Here is an 18,738-nt window from a genome sequence, read left to right as displayed (position 1 = left end):
CCGTGGCAGTGCACGGGCTGCGCAAGTCCTTCGGCAAAGTCCAGGCCCTGGACGGGGTGACGCTGGACGTGCCGGACGGCTCGTTCTTCGTCGTGCTCGGGCCCTCCGGGGCAGGCAAGACGACGACCCTGCGAGCCATCGCCGGCCTTGACAAGCTCGACGCCGGATCGGTGCATCTGGACGGGAGGGACGCGACCGGTGACACCCCCGCCGCACGCGACCTGGCCATGGTCTTCCAGAGCTACGCCCTCTACCCGCGACGCACGGCGTACGAGAACATCGCTTCGCCGCTGCGGGCACGCCGCTGCTCTTCGAGCGAGATCGCCGCTGCCGTCGAGCGGATGTCGAGCCTGCTGCACATCGAACGTCTGCTGCAGCGCCGTCCCGCGCAGTTGTCGGGCGGCGAGATGCAGCGTGTCGCCCTGGCACGGGCGCTGGTCCGTAGCCCGCGCGCGTTTCTCATGGACGAGCCGCTGACGAACCTCGACCTCAAGCTCCGCGTCGAGATGCGCACCGAGCTCACCCGCATCCACCGAAGCCTCGGGGGAACCTTCGTCTACGTGACCAACGACCAGGTCGAGGCCTTGTCCATGGCCGACCAGGTCGCGGTCCTCAAGGAGGGGAAGGTGCAACAGGTCGGTACGCCGACCGAGGTGTACGAGCGTCCGGCCAACCAGTGGGTCGCGGGCTTCGTCGGGAGCCCGCCGATCAGCCTGCTCGCCTGCCACGCAGAGGGAGATCGTCTGATCGGGGCGGAAGGCTGGACGCTGCCGCGGCCCCGTTGGACCACGGCCGAGGACGGCCGTCCGCTGCTGCTGGGCCTGCGCTCGGAGGACCTGTCCGTCGAGCAGCGTGGGGACGCGTCGTTGTCGGGTGAGCTCTACGGCCTTGAGCCGCTCGGTGACCGAACGGTGGTCGACGTCCGAGTGGGGACGGAGATCCTCAAGGTCAAGGCACGACCCACCGTCACCGGTACACCTGGTGAGCGGCTGCATGTCACGGTCGACCTGGATCGTGCGCACCTGTTCGATGCGGGCACCGGGCTGGCGCTGTCCGAGGCCGGGAGGTAACAGCGCAGGGCGGCTACGTCAACACGCGCCCGATCGCTGAGGTCACGCTGGACATCACCATGAACATCACAGGAGGCGACGCCATGAGTGACCCGATGAACGTCCTGGCCCCCGAGCACCGGCGGCTCCGGATCGGCGACGCCTGGCGCGACGCCGCCGGCGGAGCCACCTTCGTCGTCGAGGACCCGGCCACCGGCGAGACCATCGCCGAGGTGGCGGACGCCGGCGTCGTTGACGGGCTCGCCGCTCTGGACGTGGCGAGCAAGGCAATGGCGGACTGGGCGGCGACCCCGCCGCGAAAACGATCAGAGTTGCTGACCGCGACGTACCGGGCACTGACCGAGCGATCCGAGGAGGTCGCCCGGCTGATAACGCTGGAGATGGGCAAGCCGCTCGCCGAGGCTCGGGGAGAGGTGGCTTACGGCGCCGAGTTCTTCCGTTGGTTCGCCGAGGAGGCGGTGCGCGTCGGGGGGCGCTACAACACCGCACCCGCCGGTGGATATCGCATCCTCACCGTGCCGAAGCCGGTCGGACCGTGCGTCTTCGTGACGCCCTGGAACTTTCCGTTGGCCATGGGTGCCCGCAAGATCGCTCCTGCGCTCGCGGCGGGCTGCACGACGATCACCAAACCGGCAGCCCAGACGCCACTCACCATGCTGTTCCTGGCCCGCCTCATGGAGGAGGTCGGCGTTCCCCCGGGCGTCGTCAACGTCGTGACAACCACGCGTGCCGGCGAGGTGGTCTCAGCACTGCTGGCCGACCGTCGGACCCGCAAGCTCTCGTTCACCGGGTCGACCGAGGTCGGGCGCGTGCTGCTACGACAGGCGGCGGACAACGTGCTGCGCACCTCCATGGAACTGGGCGGCAACGCGGCCTTGATCGTGTGCGCCGACGCGGACCTGGACGTCGCGCTCGACGGTGCCATGGTGGCCAAGATGCGCAACATCGGGGAGTCCTGCATCGCGGCCAACCGGATCTACGTCGAGGAACCGGTGCGCGAGGAGTTCACGGCGCGCTTCGCCAAGCGGATGGGCGCGCTCTCGGTGGGCCATGGCCTCGACGACGGCGTGGACGTCGGGGCGTTGATCGACGAGGCCTCGGTCACCAAGATCGACGAGCTCGTCGCCGACGCGGTCGATCGCGGCGCCCGTGTCTTGGTGGGCGGCGAGCGTCCGGATGGGCCGGGCCACTTCTACCCGCCTACGGTCCTCGTCGACGTGCCCGAAGACGCGCGGATGCTGGAGGCGGAGATCTTCGGCCCGGTGGCGCCGATCATCTCGTTCACGTCCGACGACGAGGTGCTGGCGAAGGCCAACGACACCGAGCACGGCCTGGTCGGATACGTCTTCACCCGTGACCTCCAGCGGGCGCTCCGGTTCGCCGAGGGGCTGGAGACGGGGATGGTCGGCATCAACCGCGGTCTGATCTCGGACCCGTCAGCTCCGTTCGGAGGCGTGAAGCAGTCCGGGATCGGCAAGGAGGGGTCGCACGAGGGCATCCTTGAGTACCTCGACGTCACCTACGCGGCCATCGACCTACCATGACCGGCCTCCACCCGTGGGGCGGGACCAGGGCCATGGTCGGCACGAATCCGCCGGTGTGCGCGCCACGGAAGCGGCCGCGGCGGTGGATGGAGTGATCAGCCCAGTCGGCGGTCCCAAAGGCAACGACCCGCCTGACCTGCCCACCAAGGGCGCCGTCTTCATCGAGGTGGACCCGAGGGCGTCCGGGCACGACCGAGCCTGGGAGCCCGGCGCGCGCCTGCGCCACCCGGCAGCCGACCTTGCCGACCCGGTCCCGGTCTCGCCGGTGACCTGGACGTCCACCCAGCAAATCACCGCCGACGTTCCAGAGAGGCACCGACATGCTTGAGACCGTCCGCGGGCCACGCCAGCTGATAGTGGGCGAAGGGGTCGCGCAGAACATCCCACGAGTGGTGGCCGAGTGCGGCTCGCGAGTACTCATCGTGACCGACCGGGTTGTTCTGGGGCAGCCGGCCGTGGCGGAGATCGTGGCCGCCGTGCGGGAGAAGGTCGCGGTCGCCGGGGTGTTCGCCGACGCGACTCCGGACGTGCCACTCGCCGATGTCGCCCTGGCCGTCTCGGTCGCCGCAGAGGTGGACGCCGACGTAATCCTCGCCATCGGGGGTGGCACGGTGATCGACCTCGCCAAGATCGTCGGCGTCATCCGGCGCCACGGCGGGACGCCGCGCGACTTCTACGGCGAGTCGAAGGTGCCGGGGCCGACGATTCCTCTCGTCGCGGTCCCGACGACATCAGGCACCGGCTCCGAGCTCACGCCCGTCTCGGTGCTGACCGACCCGGACCGCGAGCTGAAGGTGGGGGTCTCCAGCGTCCACATCGTGCCCGACTTCGCCATCGTCGACCCAGAGCTCACCTACACCTGCCCCGCGACCGTCACTGCCCACTCCGGCATCGACGCGTTTTGTCACGCGGTGGAGAGCTACACCGCGCAACCCCGGGCCCACGGACCGCGCGACCCGGTGGAGCAGGTCTTCCTCGGCCGCAACCCGATCACCGATCACTACGCGCTCCTGGCCGCGGAGCGGATCGCCCGCAGCTTGCCCCATGTCGTCAGGGACGGAGGCGACAAGGACGCGCGCGCGGACATGTCCTATGGGTCCATGCTGGCCGGGCTCGCATTCTCGCACGCAGGCAACGCGGCTCCGCACGCCCTCCAGTACCCCATCGGCGCAGCCACCCACACGCCGCACGGCCTGGGCGTCGGGCTGCTGCTGCCCTACGCGCTGGACGCGGCCAGGGACGCCATCGGCGACCGGTTGGCCATCCTCGCCGGGGTGTGCGGGCTCGACGTGACCGACGCCTCGGATGCCGAGGCCGCAGATACCTTCCTCACCTGGCTCGACGGGCTCCTTGCCGACATCGGCATCCCTACCACCTTGGCGGACATCGGTGTGGCACGCGCCGATCTCCCGCGCTTCGCGGAGATGGCCAGTGGCGTCACCCGCTTGATCCAGAACCATCCAGGCCCGACCGACACCGCCAGCCTGACCGCGATCCTCGAAGCGGCCTGGACCGGGGACCGGACCTGACACGTCCCGGCTCCGGAGCAGAGATGGTGACGGGTCTTGCACGTGACGAGATCCCTGCCCCCGGGTATCGGGATTGTCCGGGCTTGCTGTTCCTGCAGTTGGCGGCGGAGGTCGGTGAGCCCGCGCTGCCCGTCCTCGGCCTGGCGTTGCAGTTCGGTGATGCGGGCTTCCTCGGCGGCCTGTTCGGCCACCTCGACCTGGGCCGGCGCGCCGCTGCTCAGCTCGGCGAGCTGAGCGCGCAGCGCTTTCCTGGGCGACCCCGATGCTGCTCGCCGGCCGCCGGCGAAGGCGCTATCAGATCTTGGGCGCGTAGCAGCGCGTTGGCCACGGGGGAGGCGTGCGCCGTGGTGCGCGCCCGGCGAGCGGCCGCCCAGCAGACGTCGCTGCCGTTAAGGAAGCTGTCACCAAGTACACGTGAGCGGTGTTAGCCCAGGTAGGAGGTGCCTGAGTAGTGACGTCGGAGCGCGCTTGATAGCCAGTGCGGCCGGCTGGCGCTGCCAGGACTAAAGGTGGTTGATCAGGTGGATGGGCTGACCGTCTTCTTTGCGCATGATGATGGCGAGCGTTTGTCCTGGGTAATGCAGCGCGCAGCAGGAGCAGACGGACATGACGAGGTCGTCTTCGGCCAGAGCGTGGCCGGCCGCGCGGAAGGCGTCGGCGTCGACCTCGTGGTAGGGCTCCAGGGTGAAGGCGATGAGCTTCTTGTCGCGATACCAGCCTCGCAAGTGGTCCACCATGCCCGAACCCTGGTGGGGCTCTTCGACGTAGCACAGTCCCGGGTGCTCCTCGCGGTGCCGACGGCGGTGCAGGTTGCCGCGGGAGTCGCGCAGACAGCAAGGGCAGATGCTGGACTTGACCGTGATGCGACGTTCAGCGAGTTGGGCGATACGCCGTTGCTGAGCACCGCGGCGACGACCCGGTCCAGATCGTCCTGGTCGGTGAGGTCGTCCAGTGCCGAAGCCGCGGCAACCAATATCGGTCCATGTGGCTTCTTGGCGGGGTCGAAGAAGCGGTCCCAGGGGTTGTGCGGTGTCCGTCGGGTCATGGGGGGATTCTGCCTTCGGGGTAGCGCGGGTCAGTGGTGTCGGCGGCCGGGGTCGTGCTCGGCGAGCGCGGCGGCGACGGCTTCGGTGCTGGGCTGGACGTAGATGCTCAGGGTGCGCAGGTTCCGGTGGCCGGACAGGGCCATGAGCATGGACGACGAACAGCCGTCCTCGCCAGGTCGGGTCAGTCGGGAGTGGCGCAGCTGGTGCAGGGTGTAGCCGATTTCGCGCCTGCACGCGTCGATGACCCGCGCTCTGAACGGTCGGCCAACGCCACCGAATACTGACTTCCGAGAATACCTATTCCCGAAGCTGATCAAGGTCACGGATCGCCTGGTGATCGGCGCCCAGGATGGGCCACTCACCACAGGCGAGCGTTCTCCGGCCATCAGCGGGTGCCCGTTCTTGAGGGCCGAATAGGCGCCACGACGCGCTGGACCGTAAGACGGGCTGCCCCGCCGACGATGACCTTGAGGCTGGGAATGGCCGAGAAAGACCTGGCGGTCGAAGACGGCAGGCCCTAAACCTGCCCGGTCGGCACGTCGTGGCGGCCGGCGACGCCCTTGATCGAATCCGTCCCGAACCGGTCGTTCCCCGCCGATGGGCCCCTCTCACCCAGCGGGTGGTTGCCGAGCACCGCCGAAGAGCCTGTGGTCATGCTGCTGTAGCCGGGGATGGCTCAAGCCCCGGCTACGGGCTGGACCTGCCGTGGCGTTGCGGAACTTACGCTGCGTTACCTGGCGGCTTCTTTAGGGCGTTGAGTGCGGTGTGGGTTCTTGCGAGGTGGGGATGGGCGAAGGGAGGCGGTTGGGTTGGAGGGGGTAGGCGTCGTCGTGGACTCTGTCGCCGGTCTCGGGGTGGATGTTGAAGTCCCCGCTGGCGCCGTGGACGATGTTGGTGGCGCTGAACAGTTGGAGCTGGTTGCGGACGTTGGAGAGGGTGGAAAGCGCGGGATTGGGTGTTCCGCCCTTCTCGGTGGCCTCACGGATGGCGGTGACCGCGGTGATCACCGCGTCGTAAGACTTGATGGCCCACCCCGTGTCCAGGTGCTCGGCCGGGAAGCGGTGGGTGAAGAACTCCTTGAAGGGTCTGAAACCCGAGGCGGTAGGGGTTTCCGGCGCTTTCCAGCTGGGCCGGGTCAGCCAAGGGGACGTAGACGACGCTGATGGGAGCGTTCGGGTCGTTCAGCGCGGGGATGTCCTGACCGCGAAGCCCGGCGCCGTCCGAGCCGGTTATCACGATGATGGGCTCGCGGCTGCAGGGGCGATGTCGCAGCAGGTCCAGGAAGGTGGGCAGGGAGCTCTGGCGCGCGGCATAGAACACCATGTCGGGTAGGACTTTCCCGCACAGGGTGTTGGAGATGGTTTTCAGTGCTTTGCGCCCGTCCTCGGGGTCCAAGGGGAAGGTCAGGCCGCTGGCCGGCAAGTAGGTCTTGAGGTCGGGGTGGTTCTCGAATGCTTCGGCCAGGGACTTGGTGTAGTAGTCCTCGCTGCCGACGTCGGTCACCTCTGCGTTCAGCTGGCTGGTGTTGTTGGGACTCGTCTGGACCAGGCCGCGGATCGGGTCTTTGCCGTCGATCGTCCCGGTGGCGTTGAATCCGTCGGCGGTGATGATGTCCCCGATCACGGGGATACCGCTGGCGGCCAGCTTCCGGGTCGCCAGCACGCTCTCCTCTTGGCTCAGTCCCAGTCCGGCCACCGCCAGCAGACGATCGGGATCATCGACCATGGTCAGCAATGCCGAGACGGCGTCGTCCCAATGCGTCTCATTGTCGCCCTGGTTGGCTACCACGAGCCTGATCTTCGGGTAGTCCCCGGAAGCGTTCTCCTTGGCCTGGGCGGTGTAGGCACCCTCCAGTTGGTGGACGACCCGCGGTTCGTCAGAGGTGAGCGGCCCCATGAACGCGACCGTCACGTAGCTGCCAGGGCCGGCCTTCATCGCCTCGGCGTCCTGTTCGGCTATCAGCTTCATGACGGGTTCGAGCTTGGGGCCGAACACCTCGGGGCGGCCTTGCGGGTCTATCGCTCCCACACACTCCTGCCCGTCCGAAGTGCGCTTCAGGGCCGTATCGAAGGTGCTGCAGTGGCTGTTGTAGGAGATGGTGGCCGACACGATCGCGGCTAAGGCCACCCCAAGCATGGTCATGATCGCCAGCCTCCGCCTGGGATGGCTGCGCAGAGCGTTCCCAAAGCTCGCGATGACCGGCCGTTGGGTGGGCCGTGGGGGTGGTGGGCTCGGCACCGCCGGTGACGACGCCGGGTCTTCTCCGGTGATGACAGGGCTGCGCTGAATGCGTTCGTGGGCCGCGAGCCACAGCGTCTCTGCCCCCTCCGCCTCGCCCTCGGGGGTGCATGCCCTGACGATGTGCTTCACGGCGTGCTGTGACGCCAGCCCGTCTTGTTTCCTACGATTGGTCCAGACGGTTGTCGGGCCGATTTCGCCGTTCGACCGCTCGGCGATTTGACGGTCCGTCAAATCGCCTGGTCGACCAGGGGGCGCAGACCCTCCTGGAATTCGGCCGCGGTGGTGAATTGGGTCGGATCGGGGCCGGGCATTATTCTCGCCCTTCGATCCGGCTCTGCTGCTGCGGGGGGTTCTGGCCGCTCAGCCAGGCGATGAGTTGGGCTGCGACCGCACCGGTGGCCAGGACCAGGCCGAGGGCCTCGGTGGTGCTGTGTCCCAGTGCCAGCAAGGTGATGACGATGCCGAGCACGATCACCAGCACGGCGATGCGGTGGGCGGGACGTAGCGTCCCGAGGGCCGGCGGCGGCTGTGGCCGGCGCTTTCCTGCGGGCGGTGCGGAATAAGTGACTGAGTATCCATTTTGATGTGTTTCGCCCTTCTCGTGAGCGCGGCGATTCTTTGTTTGCGCCCCCGGTTACCGGCCAGTGGGCGCAACTGATTCAGGCCAGACTCAGTCTTGTGGTGCGGAGGGTTCAAGAGGCCACGGCATATCGGGACGGCCGGGATTCGTTATCGCTCTTTCGGAGCGGCACTACCGAACGCTCGCTTGGTGTGCTGGTCTGTCCGGAAGTGGATTCCGGTGAGAGCCAGGCCTTCCGGAATGCCGTCCGTGAGGTTTCGACTCGGCGTCCCGAACGGGGTGGCGGCCGGGACCGAACATGGAGAAGGGCTCCCGCCGGTAACGGGAGCCCTTCTTTGCCTCGAACCGATCCACGCCGTGCTCAGGAGAAAGACATGACGGGCCTGATGCGGAGGCAGCGGGCACCATCGATGCCCGCATACCCATGTCACCAACCCTGTCCAGAACAAGCAAGATCAACAGGTGTTCCGAACACGTTCCGAATGAGCGAATTGACTGCTGAGCTGGCTGGCCGGGGAGCGTGAACCGACCTGGAAGCGGTCCGGCCCGACTCGCTCCGCGGTCCCCGATCGCTGCGGCAGGGCGAGCGGACCGGTCGTGGCCTCCAGGCGACCGGGCCCGTAGGGGGCTGAGAGGCTGGTGGGCGTGACAGTTGATGCGGTCGAGGAGTTCGAGCGGCATCGCTCGAAGCTGTTCGGGTTGGCCTATCGCATGCTGGGTTCGGCGGAGGAGGCCGAGGACGTCGTCCAGGACGCCTTCCTGCGTTGGCATCAGGCGAGCGCTGTCGCGTCGCCGTGGGCGTGGCTGGCCAAGGTCGCCACCAACCTGTGCGTGAACCGGTTGACGTCCGCGCGTGCGCGTAGGGAGAGCTGTGTCGGTTTCTGGCTGCCGGAGCCGGTGCTGACCGCGGGCGGTGCTTTGGGCCCGCTGGACAGCGCCGAGCAGCGGGAGTTCGTCTCGATGGCCTTCCTGGTGCTGCTGGAAAGGCTCAACCCGGTGGAGCGCGCGGTGTTCGTCCTGCGCGAAGCCTTCGGCTACAGCCATCGGGAGACGGCCGAGGTCATCAACTCCTCCGAGGCGAACTCCCGGCAGCTGTACACCCGAGCTCGCCGGCGCCTGATCGAGGCGCGTGGTCGCTCCGATCGCCGATTGGACCAGGCTCGCCGCCGCGACCTGGTGGAGAGCTTCCTGGCAGCCGCGCAGCAGGGGGACCTGCCGGGGTTGGTGAAGGTGCTGGCCGAGGACGTGACCGTGTGGGTGGACGGTGGCGGCAGGGTCGGCGCTGCCCGGCGGCCCATCTCCGGCGTCTCCCAGGTGGCGCGCTACTTGGTGGGATCGCTGAGCATCGCCGGTGAGGGGGTGAGACTGTCGGCTGCGGAGGTGAACGGCGCACTGGGGCTGCTGGCCCGGGCCGGCGAGGAACTGGTCGGCGTGCTGGTACCGGAGATGTCGAACGGCCAGATCAGCAGGATCCGCATCATCGCCAACCCCGACAAGCTCCGGTTGTCACATTCCGGAGCCCTATCCGGTTCGTAACGGGTGACCGCCCACGCCGGACCCGGCGTGGGCGGTGACCTGACAGCCGCGCGAGGCCGGAACACCGGTATCGCGCTCTCCACGGAGGATTCCTACCCGTGACGAACCCGATCCTGGTGACGGGCGGTACCGGCCGGCTCGGCCGCGCGCTCGTGCCACAGCTTCTGTCGGACGGTCATACCGTCCGCGTGCTGAGCCGCAGGCCGCCATCGGATGAGCAGACGTGGGGCGGTGACCTACTCACCGGTGAGGGCCTGGAGGAGGCGGTCGACGGCGTCGGTGTGATCGTCCACTGCGCGACCGGTAATGGCCGTGCGGACATCGATGGCACGCGCAACCTCATCCAGATGGCGGTGCGTGCCGGGCGCCCGCATCTAGTGTACGTGTCCATTGTCGGTGTCGGCCGGGTGGACATGGCTTACTACCGGGCGAAGCTGGCCTGCGAGCAGCTCGTGGAACGCTCTGGCCTGCCGTGGACGATCCAGCGTACGACCCAGTTCCACGAGCTCATCGTCTGGATGTGCAAGAGCCAGTGGTGGCTACCGGCGATCGTGATGCCCAGCGGGGTCAGCTTCCAGCCCGTCGACGCCGGTGAGGTGGCCGCCCGCCTGGCCATGCTGGCCGGCGCGCCGCCGGCCGGCCGGGTGCCGGACATGGGCGGGCCCGAGGTGCGCCCTGCCGCCGATCTGGCCCGCGCCTACGCTCGCGCGCGCTCCAGCCGCCGCCGGCCGGTGGTGTCGGTGCCGATGCAGGGGGCCGGCATCCGCGGCTACCGCGAAGGGGGACATCTGACCCCTGAGCACGCCGACGGACGCATCACCTTCGAGCAGTTCCTCGCCGCATGAGCGCCCGCACCTGGCTGCGGGCGGGCCTGGCCTTCCTCGCCGTGGCGCAGTTCGCCGTGGGGAGTTGGGCGCTGTTGTTGCCCCGCTCGTTCTTCGATATTCCGTGGGTGGGGATGCGCATGCCGTACAACGCGCATCTGATGATGGACTACGGCGCGATGAGCCTGGCTACGTCGGTGGTGCTGGGCGTGAGCTTCTTCATCGTACGGCGGAGCATGGTCCGTACGGCGCTCGCCGTGTACCTGGTGTTCGCCGCGCCGCACCTAGTGATCCACATCCAGCTGCTGCACCATCTCACGCCCGGCGAACGCGTGCCGTTGCTGGCCGCACTCACGGCGGCTGTCGTGATCCCGCTGGTGCTGCTTCCGCTCACCAGCCGGCTCGAAAAGGCGTAATTCCTCCACCTTCCCGCAGAAAGGCGTCTTTGTTATGCCCGAGAACGTTCCGTTGCCGATCCGCAGGGACGCGGCCAGCCCCTTCAGCCCCGACCCGGAGCTGGCCCGGCTGCGTGAAACCGATCCCGTCTCGACCTCCCAGTCGCTCCTGCCGACCGGTGACCTCGTCGACGTCCGGCTGGTCATCGGGTACGGCGCCGCCCGCGAAGCGCTCGCCTGCCCGCACCTGAGCAGCCGCCCGGACGCCAAGCTGAGGCAGTTGATCGGCGAGCAGGCCGGCTTCCTGGTGGCCATGGACCCGCCCGACCACACCCGCGTCAGGCGACTGTTGACCGGCGAGTTCACCGTCCGGCGGATCAATGCTTTCCGCCCCCGCTTCGTTGAGCTTGTCGACGAAGCCCTGGACCGGATGGAACAGGCCGGGGGGCCGGTGGACCTGATGACCGCCTTCGCGTTGCCGCTGCCGTCACTGGTGATCTGCGAGCTGCTCGGTGTCCCGTATGAGGACCGCGCGGACTTCCAACGGCACAGCGATACCATGCTCGACCTCAGCCTCACCATGGAGGAGCAGTTCGCCAACGCCATGGAGATGCACACCTACATGGGCGATCTGGTGGCCGCTCAGCGCGAGAACCCCGGCGCGGACATCCTCGGCATGCTGGTCCGGGAGCACGGCGACGAGCTCAGCGATGACGACCTGATCGGCATCGGCAATCTCCTGCTGATCGCCGGGCATGAAACCACGGCCAACATGCTCGCCCTCGGCACCCTGCTCCTGCTGCGTCACCCCGACCAGCTCGCGCTGGTGCGGGAGGATCCCGAGGTGGTCAACGGCGCGATCGAGGAAATGCTCCGCTACCTGTCGATCGTCAACAACGGCGCCATCCGCACCGCGATCGAGGAGTTCGCCCTGGCCGGCCAGGTGATCCACGAGGGCGAGCGGGTGGCGGTGTCCCTGCCCTCGGCCAACCGTGACCCGGCACTGATGGCCGAGCCCGACACCTTCGACGTCACCCGCCGCCCCAGCGCTCACGTCGCCTTCGGGCACGGCATCCACCAATGCCTCGGCCAGCAGCTGGCACGCATGGAGCTCCGCCTCGCCCTGCCGGCCCTCCTGCGCCGATTTCCCACGCTACGGCTCGCCGTGCCGCATGAGGAGCTGCGCTACCGCGAGCTGGCACCCGTCAACGGCGTGCTCTCCCTCCCGGTGACCTGGTAAGCACCATGGACAACATCATCGACCAGGGACAGGTGCATGGGCGGCGGCCAGTGCGTCAGGTCCGCCGCCGGAGGTCTTCGACCAGCGCGAATCCACCAGGACTGCCTGCCACATCAAGATCATTATCACCGCCAACTGCTGTTCCTGGGTTCCTCAACCCCTGTAACGGCACAGCGTCCGCTCGTCCTGCTCGGGTGACTCGGTCGTCATCTTCCGTCCGAGATCAATGCTTGATGATCATGCCGCTTCGGAGTGATCGGGGTCGCTCGGGTCGGCCTTCGGGGAGGAGCGGACCGGATTCTGGCGCTACGCACTCCTGCCCCCGAACTACTGGGTTGCCGGGCTTCACGGCGAGGGCCAGCGGACCGGGGGCCTGCCCTCCCTCGCAGCGACACGATGGAGATCAATGACATCCACTCGAGGCAAAGCAGCCATTACAACGTTCCGCCCCGGAGCAGGAACACCGCAACGAGGACGACGCCCAGAACGGTGGGCGCCCAGAACGTGGTAACCAGGCTGCGGTGCAGCGTCTGACGCGCCCCGGTCAGGGCCAGCTCCGGGCGAGTAACCGGCGACGGCGCGGCGGCCTGCTGAGCGTCCACGGGCAGACAGGCGGTAAGCGTGAACCCGTCGCCGTCGGGACCTGCACGCAACGTGCCGCCGGCCAGGCGGATGCGTTCGTCCAGGCCGACCAGCCCGTACCCAGATCCGGCCGGGTCGGCCGGCATCTGCTGCATGCCGTGCGCCCGCCCGTTGGCGACGGTCACCTCCAGCATGTCGCTGGTGCGGTGCAAGCTCACGCGGACGACAGATCCGGGGGCGTACTTGGTCGCGTTGGTCAGCCCCTCCTGCACGACGCGGATGGCGGCCCGGGCGGTCGGGTCAGGCAGCCCGGCCTCCGCCTCCTGGCCGGTCTCCAGGCGCACGTCCACGCCGGAGGCCGAGGCCCGCTCCACCAGTGCGGCCACGGAACCGCCGAGCGGGTCGACCGGGGCGTGCTCATCGTCCTGACGCAGCACCCGGATGATCTGTCGCAGCCGGTCGGTGGCCGTGGCGGCGGACTCGCGCAGTTCAGCGGCAGACTGCCGCAACGCCGGGGCGGTGTCGGCGGCGACCTGCAGGGCAGCGGCGCGCACGGCCAGGAGGCTGAGCTCATGGCCCAGGGAATCGTGCATGTCCGAGGCGATGCGGGCCCGCTCGCGCAGCCGTTCCCGCCTGGTGGCCCGCGCCTGCTCGTGCTCAAGGCGGGCGGCGAGCTCGAATCCGGCGGTCGCCAGGTCGGCCTGCAGGCGCAAGTACTGGCCCACCGCCCACGGGACCACGACCATGACCAGCAAAGTGGAAGCGGCGGAGAACCAATCCCCGCCGGTCCCGTGCCCGGACGCGAAAGCCAGCGCGATGGCGGCGACCGCGACCAGTGCGGCGACCTGCGTCCCGGCGGAACGGCCAGCGGTGCGCCGCCCCAGCAGGAAGGAGAACAGGATGACGGCCGGCATGAGCTGCGACACGTAGACGTCCCCGGCGACGACCGTGCCCAGCACCAGGGGGAGCGCGGCAGCCAGCAGCGGCCACCTGCGCCAGGTCGCCGCCGCGACGCACAGGAGCACGGTGCCGGACACCCGCAGCGTCGTCATGCCGGTCCACGCGTGTTCAGGCAGCGGGTCGTCCGACAGCCACAGCGAGGCGACGGTCATGAGCCCCAGCAGCAGGTCCATGCCGGCCTGGCGGCCACGCGACGACGTCAGAACGTTCACAATGTATACGCTACGGGCAGGCCCCCTCACGGACTCCTGACGAAAGTCAGGGGTGGCCCCTGCCGATGGACTCATTCGTGCGGGCAGGACCGATCCATAGCGTCCAACGCATGATCCGCCTGATCGACATGACAAAACGCTACGGCCCTGTGACGGCCGTGGACGGCCTGAACCTCGAGCTGCAGCCGGGCCACGTGACCGGGTTCCTCGGCCCCAACGGCGCCGGCAAGTCCACCACGATGCGCGTGATCCTCGGCCTCGACGCGCCCACCAGCGGTACCGCTCTGATCGACGGCAAGCCGTATGCCCGGCTGAGCCACCCGCTGCGCACGATCGGCGCCCTGCTGGACGCCAACGCTGTGCATCCCGGTCGCACCGGCCGCGACCACCTGCGCGCGCTGGCCCGCTCTCAGCGCATCCCCGCCGCCCGGGTGGGGGAGGTCCTGGAGCTGGTCGGCATGACGACCGCCGCTGACCGGCGGGCGGGCACGTACTCCCTGGGCATGAGCCAGCGCCTGGGCATCGCGGCCGCGCTGCTCGGCGACCCGCAGATCCTCATGCTCGACGAACCCGTCAACGGCCTGGATCCCGACGGGGTGCGGTGGATTCGCACCCTGCTGCGGTCGCTGGCCGCCGAGGGCCGCACCATATTCGTCTCTTCGCACCTAATGAGCGAGATGGAGCAGACCGCCGATCGCGTGGTCGTGCTCGGCCGTGGCCGCCTGATCGCCGAGGAATCCATGCGTGACCTGCTCGCCGCATCGAGGGCGGGCAGCCGCGTGCGTGGTCCCGTTCTCCATCCTCTCGCCGACGTCTTCGAGGGCGCCCGGCTCGACGACGACGGCGCCCTGCTCGTATTCGGCGCGCCGCCGCAGGAAGTAGGGGCCAGAGCCTTCGCGCTCGGGCTCGAGATCCACGGCCTCGAGGCCCTCGGCCCCTCGCTGGAGGACACCTACATGCGGTTGACCGACGACGAGGTCCAGTTCCCCTCTGCCTCGAAGGAGTCCGGCCGATGACCGCGACCACCGCACCCGCCCGCCCCGTACGCCAGGATCACCGGCCGCTCGGCCTGCGCGACGCCGTCGCCGCCGAACGGATCAAGCTGCTCACCGTGCGTTCCACGTGGTGGTTCGCCGGCGGCCTGCCAGCCCTGCTCCTTCTCATGGCCGTCCTGGACGGCGGCGACGGCGGCCCGGCGTCGCGGTCCCTTACGGTGGGGCTGACGGCGGTGAGCTACTTCGGGCAGTACATCGTGGCCGCGTTCGGCCTCCTGGTGATCACGAGCGAGCTGGCTACCCGCTCCATCACAATCACGTTCGCCGCCACACCGTTCCGCGGGCGGGTGATGGTCGCCAAGGCCGTCGTCACCGGCATCGCGAGTCTGGCACTCGGAGCGGCCGCCGCCGCCCTGGGCATCGGTACTGCCGCGGCCCGCCACGGCGAGCTGCCCCGCGTCCTCGGCGACGCGGCCGAGCAGGCGGCCGCCACCGGGGTCTACCTCGGCCTGCTGGCGGTCGTCTCCCTGGGCGTCGGAGCCCTGGCACGTCGCTCCGCCGGAGCGCTCACCTGCATGGTCCTGCTGCTGCTGGTCGCGCCTGAGGTGCTGCACCTCGCCGCCGAGCGGTTCAACACGCCGTTTCTGGACACGTTCGCCGGCTGGACCCCCGCACCGGCCGGCTGGCAGCTGATGAGCGGCCATTGGGAGTACGTCCTGGTCCTGCTCGCCTGGGCGGTCGCGGCGGTGGTCGCGGGCATCGGGGTGCTGCGTAGCCGCGACGCCTGACACTTCGCCCCGGCAGGAAACGTCCATGCTGCCGGGGCACCCGTGACTTTGCCGCTCAGCCGTCCTCTTCAGCGACGAGGCCCGCCTCGTGTGCGACGACGGCGGCCTGCACCCGGTTGCGTACTCCCATGCGTGTCATCAGCGCCGAGACGTGCGCCTTGACGGTGCCCTCCACCAGGAAGAGGCGGCGCCCGATCTCGACATTGCTCAGCCCCACACCCAGCAGCGCCAGCACGTCCCGCTCCCGAGGGGTGAGCACCGCGACCTTCGCGCGAGCGGCCTGCCGGCGAGCGATCAGTTCACCAGACAACTGGGCGATGACCTGGCGGGCGACCCGCGGCGACAGGAACGCCGCCCCCTCGTGGGTCGCGCGCACCGCCGCCATCAGCTCGTACGGGTCGCCGGACTTGAGCAGAAACCCCGACACCCCTGCCTCCAGGGCGGTGGCCACGTACTCGTCCTCGCCGAACGTCGTCAGCATCACCACCGCCGTCTCCGGCACCACCCGCCGAAGTTCCGCCGCAGCGCTCAACCCGTCCAGGACCGGCATGCGGATATCCAGCAGGACGACGTCCGGACGGTATGCGCGGGCCTGCTCGACGGCCTGGTGGCCGTCCGCCGCCTCGGCGACCACCTCCACGTCCGGGGCCGCGCTCAGGATCGCCCGTACCCCGGCGCGGATCATCGCCTCGTCGTCGGCCAGCAGCACCCGGATCACAGCTCACACCGTACTCGCGCGGAGAAGTTCCTGATCAGTGGGTACGGCGGCGGGGCGCGAGGACTTCGGTGACCTTGGCGATGGCTTCGGCTCCGGGTTTGACATAGCGCATGGTGGTGCGGGGGTTCTTGTGCCGGGTCTTGCCCATGATGAGCTGCAGCGGTACCTCGGCGTCGCCGAGGTGGGTGGCCGCGGAGTGGCGTAGCTGATGCAGGTCGAGGCTGGCGTGCTTGTCGAGCAGGACGCGGGCGCGGTCGTAGCCGAGGCGGGCGCGGCCGGTGTGCGGGCAGATGTCGGCGGCGGCCGGTCGGCGGGCGGGGACGGGGCGGCGTTCGGACAGGAACAGCGGACCGTGCGTACGGGTGCTGCCGTCCGGGAGGCGGAGCAGCCGGGGCAGCAGGTGAGCGGTGCCACTGTCCCAGTACACCCATTCGATGGCGCCGCCCTTGGAGCGGACGGGGGCGCGGCGGTGCTCCAGGTCGAGGTCCTCGACGTTCAGCGCGAGAATTTCCGCCGCTCTGGCCGCCGTTTCATAGAGCATCCTCCACAGCGCGGGTCTCGTCGGCGCTCTTCTTGCGGCGTTCAGCGTCGGCCGGGACCGCCGGGGCGGTCCAGTGCTTCTTGGTCTGGCACCAGGTGAGCCAGGAGGTGACGTCGGCGATGAACTGCAGCAGATGCAGCGTCTTGAAGATCCGGCCATAGTGGGCGGTTACGCCTGCTCGCCGTCGCCGGACGCCTGGTGCGCGGTAGCCGTCGCCTGCGCCTGCCCATTGCCACGCGATGGCCCTGGGCCGGCACACTCCTGACCGCCCTGGCTCGGCTCCAAGCCCTGCCAGCGCCGACCTGACCAGCACGAAACCATCCCCACGAACCAGGAAGGGACCCTCGGGCCCGTGGAGCCCCGCCCACCCGGCGCGACAGCCGGGCACCCACGCTGGCCACAGCGACGCAATCGACCTCCAGCCGAAGATCTCAGCCGACCAACTCAAGGTCGAGAAAGATCGAGGCTAGAGGTGCACAGGCGCGTCCCTGGTGGGAACTCCTCAAGAACTCTCGATGTGACAGGGAATCGTCACTTCCCTGTCACATCGACTCGCTCACCCGACGCTGGTCCCGGCCAGCCGTGCCACTTGATGGACGACTTGGCCCAACAGTTCACGTGGTCGGAGACGGGCCTCAGTGTGAAGCAGGAAACTGGGCACGGGTGCCGATCGAAGCAGGGTGTCGCGTTGTTGGCGGATGCTGCGGCGCATGGATAGCAGTCCGATGGCGGCGGCGCCTGCTCCGGCTAGGACGGGGTGCCCGGCCATCCATGCTCCGCCGGCCAAGACGGCGGCGGCTGGAATTTCGGTCTTGACGTTGATGGCCATCGTTATTGCGTCACCGGTCAATGCTTTTATCATTTGCCGTAAGTCCTTGAGGGGCTCGGCAAAGCGCCAGTTGACGACGTCACGGAGATAGTCATCGATCACGCCTCGGTCTCTGATGCTTGATAGAGAGGTGATCTCTTCTGCTGTTTGGTCGACTGCCTGGCCAAAGGCCAAGAATTCCGCGCCATAATGCTCGCGGAGATCGATAATCTTCTGGATGGGGACTTTATGGAGGTCAGCGGGTACCACCAGGTCCAGGGCGAGAAAAGCCAACGTCTCAGCCAGTTCGTCCGATCCCGGACGACTTCGCTCAGCGGGCTCTCCACATAACACAGCCGCGATACGGTCGGCAGTCCAATGATTCGCCACCGCATAGGCGATATTCTGGTCGGTGGTAGGTTGCAGCGTGTTGGCTCCGGCAAAATCTTCGGCCAACACGCTCTTGTAAACCCCGACGAGCATGGGATTCATCACCACCCAGGTGGCTTCCACTGGGGTGTGGCTTGTGTGAACAGTAGCCAATCCGGCGCTCTGCAGCGCTTCCTGAACTGCGGGGGCCATCTCGGCAACATGCACTGCAGCCATCCGAGGAGCCACCGTTGGTCTTAGCTCGCGCAGGTCACGCGCGGGAAGAATCTCTACTGTCCCAGGTGGCCCACAACGATAAGGAGGCCGCTGGAACGGTGAAGCGCCGACATGCATGTCCGATTGGGGCCAGATCTCGTGCTTGGTGTAGTGGCGCAGCTGGGTGGCATATCGTTCAACAAGATCCAGAAACAGCGGTGCTACCGCTTCCACTGACGGACCCGGCGACTGGCGCAGTATGAAGTCATCAGAAAGGGCCTGTACGGCATCGCTGTCTCGCATCGGATAGCCATCGGGGATGACTCGAATCAGCTTCGGCCAGTACAACGCGGCGACCTTCAGCCACCGTTCATTATCGATGTGGAAATACGGATAGTACAGACCATGTCGGCGGTAGCCTGGTCCTGAAGACGCTTCTGTCATATTGTTCACCTCGTCACCATTCTAGATGGGGCTGTGCTGTAATTCGGATGAGTGAAATCCGTCTCAGGGGGATACTTATTCCCTGAGACGTCGAAGCCAT

The 18,738-nt window shown here is 68.2% G+C and carries 20 protein-coding genes; 11 read left to right on the top strand and 9 right to left on the bottom strand.

The window, feature by feature from the left end:
• Positions 1-2: 2 nt before the first annotated feature.
• The 5 genes from ADY59_RS13730 (at position 3) to ADY59_RS13715 (ending at position 4,571) form a co-directional block, all read left to right on the top strand.
• Positions 3-1,070 carry an ABC transporter ATP-binding protein gene (locus ADY59_RS13730; RefSeq protein WP_197093621.1) on the top strand — a complete coding sequence of 356 codons (1,068 nt, stop codon included), beginning with the start codon at positions 3-5 and terminating at the stop codon, positions 1,068-1,070.
• An 83-nt stretch (positions 1,071-1,153) separates the two neighbouring features.
• On the top strand, positions 1,154-2,614 hold the full coding sequence (locus ADY59_RS13725) for an NAD-dependent succinate-semialdehyde dehydrogenase (RefSeq protein ID WP_049562158.1): 1,461 nt from the start codon (positions 1,154-1,156) through the stop codon (positions 2,612-2,614).
• 91 nt (positions 2,615-2,705) lie between these two features.
• A complete protein-coding gene (locus tag ADY59_RS49930) occupies positions 2,706-2,942 on the top strand; it encodes a hypothetical protein (protein WP_156325475.1) in 237 nt (78 codons plus the stop codon).
• Positions 2,935-4,143 (top strand): iron-containing alcohol dehydrogenase, encoded by a 1,209-nt coding sequence (locus tag ADY59_RS13720; protein ID WP_049562157.1) that lies wholly within the window; start codon positions 2,935-2,937, stop codon positions 4,141-4,143. The genes ADY59_RS49930 and ADY59_RS13720 overlap by 8 nt, the downstream gene beginning before the upstream one ends.
• 83 nt (positions 4,144-4,226) lie before the next feature.
• Positions 4,227-4,571, top strand: coding sequence for a hypothetical protein (locus tag ADY59_RS13715; RefSeq protein WP_049562156.1), 345 nt, complete (start codon positions 4,227-4,229; stop codon positions 4,569-4,571).
• A 75-nt stretch (positions 4,572-4,646) separates the two neighbouring features.
• Here the strand turns inward: ADY59_RS13715 and ADY59_RS13710 are convergent, their stop codons facing one another.
• From ADY59_RS13710 to ADY59_RS49920, 4 genes are all read right to left on the bottom strand, one after another.
• The gene (locus tag ADY59_RS13710; protein ID WP_049562155.1) at positions 4,647-4,880 is read right to left on the bottom strand and encodes a hypothetical protein; all 234 of its coding nucleotides are present in this window, start codon (positions 4,878-4,880) and stop codon (positions 4,647-4,649) included.
• 1,055 nt (positions 4,881-5,935) lie between these two features.
• Positions 5,936-6,196, bottom strand: coding sequence for a hypothetical protein (locus tag ADY59_RS13705; RefSeq protein WP_049562154.1), 261 nt, complete (start codon positions 6,194-6,196; stop codon positions 5,936-5,938).
• Entirely contained in the window at positions 6,168-7,559 is a 1,392-nt protein-coding gene (locus ADY59_RS13700; RefSeq protein ID WP_156325473.1) for a hypothetical protein, read from the bottom strand. The genes ADY59_RS13705 and ADY59_RS13700 overlap by 29 nt, the downstream gene beginning before the upstream one ends.
• Before the next feature lie 181 nt (positions 7,560-7,740).
• Positions 7,741-7,911, bottom strand: a complete 171-nt coding sequence (locus ADY59_RS49920) for a hypothetical protein (RefSeq protein ID WP_156325472.1) — start codon at positions 7,909-7,911, stop codon at positions 7,741-7,743.
• 744 nt (positions 7,912-8,655) lie between these two features.
• Here ADY59_RS49920 and ADY59_RS13695 point away from each other — a divergent pair.
• From ADY59_RS13695 to ADY59_RS13680, 4 genes are all read left to right on the top strand, one after another.
• The gene (locus tag ADY59_RS13695; protein WP_049562185.1) at positions 8,656-9,546 is read left to right on the top strand and encodes an RNA polymerase sigma-70 factor; all 891 of its coding nucleotides are present in this window, start codon (positions 8,656-8,658) and stop codon (positions 9,544-9,546) included.
• Between the two features lie 98 nt (positions 9,547-9,644).
• The gene (locus ADY59_RS13690) at positions 9,645-10,391 is read left to right on the top strand and encodes an SDR family oxidoreductase (protein ID WP_049562151.1); all 747 of its coding nucleotides are present in this window, start codon (positions 9,645-9,647) and stop codon (positions 10,389-10,391) included.
• Positions 10,388-10,786 (top strand): hypothetical protein, encoded by a 399-nt coding sequence (locus ADY59_RS13685; protein WP_049562150.1) that lies wholly within the window; start codon positions 10,388-10,390, stop codon positions 10,784-10,786. The genes ADY59_RS13690 and ADY59_RS13685 overlap by 4 nt, the downstream gene beginning before the upstream one ends.
• 34 nt (positions 10,787-10,820) lie before the next feature.
• Entirely contained in the window at positions 10,821-12,005 is a 1,185-nt protein-coding gene (locus tag ADY59_RS13680) for a cytochrome P450 (RefSeq protein WP_049562149.1), read from the top strand.
• A gap of 434 nt (positions 12,006-12,439) precedes the next feature.
• Here the strand turns inward: ADY59_RS13680 and ADY59_RS13675 are convergent, their stop codons facing one another.
• A complete protein-coding gene (locus tag ADY59_RS13675) occupies positions 12,440-13,759 on the bottom strand; it encodes a sensor histidine kinase (protein ID WP_049562148.1) in 1,320 nt (439 codons plus the stop codon).
• 110 nt (positions 13,760-13,869) lie between these two features.
• On the opposite strand from ADY59_RS13675, the gene ADY59_RS13670 reads away from it, so the two are divergent.
• A complete protein-coding gene (locus ADY59_RS13670; RefSeq protein WP_049562147.1) occupies positions 13,870-14,775 on the top strand; it encodes an ABC transporter ATP-binding protein in 906 nt (301 codons plus the stop codon).
• Positions 14,772-15,542, top strand: a complete 771-nt coding sequence (locus tag ADY59_RS13665) for an ABC transporter permease (protein WP_049562146.1) — start codon at positions 14,772-14,774, stop codon at positions 15,540-15,542. The genes ADY59_RS13670 and ADY59_RS13665 overlap by 4 nt, the downstream gene beginning before the upstream one ends.
• Before the next feature lie 55 nt (positions 15,543-15,597).
• On the opposite strand, the gene ADY59_RS13660 is transcribed toward ADY59_RS13665, so the two are convergent.
• From ADY59_RS13660 to ADY59_RS49910, 4 genes are all read right to left on the bottom strand, one after another.
• Positions 15,598-16,260, bottom strand: coding sequence for a response regulator (locus tag ADY59_RS13660; RefSeq protein WP_049562145.1), 663 nt, complete (start codon positions 16,258-16,260; stop codon positions 15,598-15,600).
• Positions 16,261-16,294: 34 nt separating this feature from the next.
• The gene (locus ADY59_RS13655) at positions 16,295-16,801 is read right to left on the bottom strand and encodes a site-specific integrase (RefSeq protein WP_049562144.1); all 507 of its coding nucleotides are present in this window, start codon (positions 16,799-16,801) and stop codon (positions 16,295-16,297) included.
• Complete coding sequence (locus tag ADY59_RS52540) at positions 16,791-17,114, bottom strand: hypothetical protein (protein ID WP_231618708.1); 324 nt, start codon at positions 17,112-17,114, stop codon at positions 16,791-16,793. The genes ADY59_RS13655 and ADY59_RS52540 overlap by 11 nt, the downstream gene beginning before the upstream one ends.
• 243 nt (positions 17,115-17,357) lie before the next feature.
• A complete protein-coding gene (locus ADY59_RS49910; protein ID WP_156325471.1) occupies positions 17,358-18,638 on the bottom strand; it encodes a DUF6236 family protein in 1,281 nt (426 codons plus the stop codon).
• Positions 18,639-18,738 lie beyond the last annotated feature (100 nt).

The sequence above is a fragment of the Nonomuraea sp. SBT364 genome (assembly GCF_001083785.1).
In the GTDB taxonomy this organism is placed as follows: domain Bacteria; phylum Actinomycetota; class Actinomycetes; order Streptosporangiales; family Streptosporangiaceae; genus Nonomuraea.
Note: the sequence above shows the minus strand (reverse complement) of the source record. Positions and strands in the feature narration are given on the sequence as shown.

Coding starts and splice junctions, on each gene's coding strand:
- ADY59_RS13725 (WP_049562158.1), top strand. CDS start 1,154: ATGAGTGACCCGATGAACGTCCTGGCCCCCGAGCACCGGCGGCTCCGG.
- ADY59_RS13720 (WP_049562157.1), top strand. CDS start 2,935: ATGCTTGAGACCGTCCGCGGGCCACGCCAGCTGATAGTGGGCGAAGGG.
- ADY59_RS13710 (WP_049562155.1), bottom strand. CDS start 4,880: ATGGTGGACCACTTGCGAGGCTGGTATCGCGACAAGAAGCTCATCGCC.
- ADY59_RS13685 (WP_049562150.1), top strand. CDS start 10,388: ATGAGCGCCCGCACCTGGCTGCGGGCGGGCCTGGCCTTCCTCGCCGTG.
- ADY59_RS13680 (WP_049562149.1), top strand. CDS start 10,821: ATGCCCGAGAACGTTCCGTTGCCGATCCGCAGGGACGCGGCCAGCCCC.
- ADY59_RS13670 (WP_049562147.1), top strand. CDS start 13,870: ATGATCCGCCTGATCGACATGACAAAACGCTACGGCCCTGTGACGGCC.
- ADY59_RS13665 (WP_049562146.1), top strand. CDS start 14,772: ATGACCGCGACCACCGCACCCGCCCGCCCCGTACGCCAGGATCACCGG.
- ADY59_RS13655 (WP_049562144.1), bottom strand. CDS start 16,801: ATGCTCTATGAAACGGCGGCCAGAGCGGCGGAAATTCTCGCGCTGAAC.
- ADY59_RS49910 (WP_156325471.1), bottom strand. CDS start 18,638: ATGACAGAAGCGTCTTCAGGACCAGGCTACCGCCGACATGGTCTGTAC.